Origin of the sequence: Bradyrhizobium sp. (assembly GCF_036009065.1) — a bacterium.
GTDB lineage: Bacteria > Pseudomonadota > Alphaproteobacteria > Rhizobiales > Xanthobacteraceae > Bradyrhizobium.
The window spans coordinates 1-2812 of record NZ_DASYMN010000451.1; the positions used below are offsets into that span (position 1 = coordinate 1).

General features: G+C 64.3%; 2 protein-coding genes and 1 pseudogene. 1 reads left to right on the top strand and 2 read right to left on the bottom strand.

The annotated features are described in order from the left end of the window. Positions 1–203: 203 nt before the first annotated feature. Positions 204–1262 (bottom strand): annotated as a pseudogene (locus VGP39_RS26935) (IS91 family transposase); the annotation flags it as partial. A 10-nt stretch (positions 1263–1272) separates the two neighbouring features. Next, on the bottom strand, positions 1273–2151 hold the full coding sequence (locus VGP39_RS26940) for a tyrosine-type recombinase/integrase (RefSeq protein WP_327571139.1): 879 nt from the start codon (positions 2149–2151) through the stop codon (positions 1273–1275). Positions 2152–2413: 262 nt separating this feature from the next. Between VGP39_RS26940 and VGP39_RS26945 the strand changes: the two genes are divergently transcribed. Then, positions 2414–2812, top strand: a 399-nt coding sequence (locus VGP39_RS26945) for a hypothetical protein (protein WP_327571140.1), incomplete at its 3' end; no start/stop codon positions are given.

Sequence of the window (2812 nt, forward strand, 5' to 3'; positions counted from 1 at the left end):
TGGGCGCCGCAACTCTTGCGACGCAGCCCACTCGGCGGCCTGGGGCTGGGTTTTCAGGTCTTCGACCCGCTTCAATTTCCCGAACCGGAAGAGTCCAATCATCGCAAGGGTTGGTAGACAAATCACCCGCGCAGGCCGTCATTCTTCCGATCGTGGTCAAGGGACAGGAAAAGCCGGTCGGCTGCTTTATCTGCGGACTGATCCGCGGCCTCGGGCTGTGTCGGCTGCACGTCCAGCAGGCGGCGCGCTTGAGCAATGTTGTCGGCGCGGGTGCCGCTGGCGAGCAGGCCGTAGTGGCGAATGAGGTGGAAGCCTTGCGGCAGGACGTGGATCAGGAATCGGCGGATGAACTCGGCGGTGGCCAGTGTCATGACTTTGTGGCGGTCGCGACCTTCGGCACGATAGTCCTTCCATCGGAAGGCGACGCTGTCGCGGTCGCAGGCGATCAGCCGGCTGTTGGCAATGGCGACGCGGTGGGTATAGCGCGACAGATAGGCCAGCACGGCCTGTGGGCCGCCGAACGGACGCTTGGCATAGACCACCCATTCGGCTCGGCGTAGCGACGCCAGCCAGGTCGCGAACGCCCGCGCGTCGGCGAGAGCGGCATGATCTCCGAAGAACTTCAGGCGGCCTGCCTGATGGGTTGCGAGCAGCTTCTCCAGGAACAGTCGGCGGAACAGGCGCGAGAGCACGCGCACCGGCAGGAAGAAGCCGGGCCGGGACGCCACCCAGCGCTCGCCGTCGAGCGAGATGCCGCCGCCCGGCACGATCATGTGGACGTGCGGGTGATGGGTCATGGCCGAGCCCCAAGTATGGAGAACCGAGGTGATGCCGACGCGGGCGCCGAGGTGCTTTGGGTCGGCCGCGATCGTGATCAGGGTCTCGGCCGAGGTCTTGAACAGCAGGTCGTAGATGACGGCCTTGTTCTGGTAGGCGATATCGGCGATCGGACCAGGTAGTGTGAACACCACATGATAGTACGGCACCGGCAGCAGATCGGCTTCGCGCGCCGCCAGCCAGTGCTTTGCCGCCGCGCCCTGGCACTTCGGGCAGTGCCGGTTGCGGCAGGAGTTGTACGAGATCTGGCTGTGCGCGCACTTCTCGCAGCGCGCGACATGGCCGCCGAGCGCGGCCGTGCGGCAACTCTCGATCGCCGACATCACCTTCAACTGACCGAGGCTGACATGGCCGGCATTGGCCCGGCGCCATGCCGGGCCGTGGTCGCGGAAGATGTCCGCGACCTCCAGCGATGGACGCGACACGCGCCGCGCTTCAGGCGGGCGGTTCGGTGCCCTCCTTGAGCTTGCCCGTAATGCGATCGAGTGGGCTCATGATCTCCCGGATGGTCTTGGTGGCGACACGGGTGTAGAGCGCCGTGGTGTCGAGCTTGGCGTGCCCCAACAAGACCTGGATCACCCTGATATCGGTGTTCTGCTCCAGAAGATGCGTCGCAAAGCTGTGACGAAGCGTGTGCGGAGACACACGCTTGTCGATCTCGGCCATCTGGGCCGCGGTATCGCAGGCGCGCCTGAGCTGGCGCGCCGTCATCGGGTTGACCGGGTTCATTCCGGGAAACAGCCACCCCTGTGGCCGTGCCGCCTTGTACCAGGCGCGCAACAGCTCGAGCAGATGCGGCGATAGCATCACGTAGCGGTCTTTGTGGCCCTTACCCTGTTCGATCCGGATCACCATGCGCTTGCTGTCGATGTCGGATACCTTCAGCGCAACCACCTCGGACACGCGCAATCCGGCCCCATAGGCCACACTCAATGCCACCTTGTATTTGAGCCCCGGTGTTGCATCGAGAAAACGTGCGACTTCTTCCGGGCTCAGGACGACCGGCAGCTTGCGCGGCACGTGGATAAATTGGGTATGGTTCACGATGTCGGCGCGCCCAAGCGTGATCTTGAAAAAGAACCGCAGTGTCGAGACGCTTTGGTTGAGGGTCGGAACGCCCGCGCCACCTGCTGCCAGATGAAGCTGATAGCGGCGCACGTCTTCGAAACTCGCGGTGCCGGGCGATCGGCCCAGGAAGGCGGCGAAGTGCTTGACCCGCTGCAGGTAGTCATGCTGGGTCTTCGGTGCGAACTTGCGGATCGTCATGTCTTCGATCATGCGCTGCCGCAGCGGGCTTATGGCCTTATCGGTCATGAGGGATGCTCCTGTCTTTGGTGAAGGTTGCGAACCCCTCATCTCAAGACAGGACGCCCCGTGGCGCTATCGTGTTGGCTGTGTCGTCCGCCGCGGCGCCCTACCGCGCGAGCGGTTTAGTCCTCTTACCCAAGGCGGACATGGGCAGCGGCCCGCTTAAGTCCGCTTCCGACGCTTGGCTGATACGTGATTCGGACACATTCCGGGCTCGGTCGTGATCTCGCCATGTTGTCGCCCCGTTGCGCATGGAAAGCTCGCTGCCATGCTCGCCTTCAGGGTCATCTTCACCGGTGCGGCGATAGGTACGCTAATCCTGGTTGCGGTTCACCAACGCGCCTTGCGCCCGGCCGAGGTCGCCTCGGTCGAGCAACCGTACGAAGCGCCGGCGCTGGAGTCCGACCGCCTCGACGGTCTGGTCAAGCTACGCGAGCAGATGATGCAGGCCCTGTCGCGACGGCCGCAGCCCGAGCCCGCCCCCGAGCCGCCATTGCAGGAAGTCACGCTTGGCTCGATGCCTGATGCTGCTTCCGGTCCATCGTCGGCCCACGCCAAAGCAGGCGACGATTTGATCGGGACAAGATCGGTGCCGTTCGGTCACTATGATGCCACCCAACCGGCGCCGAAAACGAGCGATGAGACCGGTGTTGCCTCCAACCCAGCG

What these genes read in the sequence shown, in the direction of transcription:
- VGP39_RS26940 (WP_327571139.1), bottom strand. Translation starts at nt 2,151, where the DNA reads ATGACCGATAAGGCCATAAGCCCGCTGCGGCAGCGCATGATCGAAGAC.